We start from the raw sequence: 613 nt of genomic DNA, 5'->3' as shown, positions 1-613 counted from the left end.
GTTTCCTTCTCCTCCCAAGAGGAAAGCTCAGAGGAAGATGGTTCTGGACGAATCCTCAGAGGAATCTGATGTCCCTCTGGTCAAGAAGACAAAGAGAAAGCCTGATGATGGTGATGATAGTGATAGTGAGGATGGTCCTCCAAAGAAGAAGCAGAAGAAGGTCAGAATCGCGGTGAAGCCTACTCGGGTGGAACCAGCTGCTGCAGTGGTCAGAAGGACTGAACCTCCTGCCAGAGTGACTCGATCATCAGCACATTCAAGTAAGCCTGCACTTGCTTCTGATGATGATTTGAATTTATTTGATGCACTTCCTATTTCTGCCTTGCTTCAACACTCCTCAAATCCCCTCACTCCTATTCCTGAATCCCAGCCAGCCGAACAAACCACCACTCCACCACATTCCCCAAGATCTTCCTTCTTTCAACCTTCTCCTACTGAAGCACCTCTCTGGAATTTGCTTCAGAATCAACCCTCTAGGTCAGAAGAACCAACCTCTCTCCTCACCATTCCGTACGACCCATTACTTTCTGAACCAATCATCCATGACCAACCCGAGCCAAACCAAACAGAACCACAACCCAGAACGTCTGATCACTCTGCTCCCAGAGCATCA

At 48.5% G+C, this 613-nt stretch carries 1 protein-coding gene; it reads left to right on the top strand.

Features of this window, described 5'->3' with window-relative positions; translation table 11 throughout:
• Nucleotides 1–37: 37 nt before the first annotated feature.
• Nucleotides 38–613: hypothetical protein (locus tag AABA86_RS34190; RefSeq protein WP_338309875.1), on the top strand; the 576-nt coding region annotated here is incomplete at its 3' end.

It is taken from the genome of Bradyrhizobium sp. TM233 (genome assembly GCF_036247965.1).
Classification (GTDB): domain Bacteria; phylum Pseudomonadota; class Alphaproteobacteria; order Rhizobiales; family Xanthobacteraceae; genus Bradyrhizobium; species Bradyrhizobium ottawaense.
Note: the sequence above shows the minus strand (reverse complement) of the source record. Positions and strands in the feature narration are given on the sequence as shown.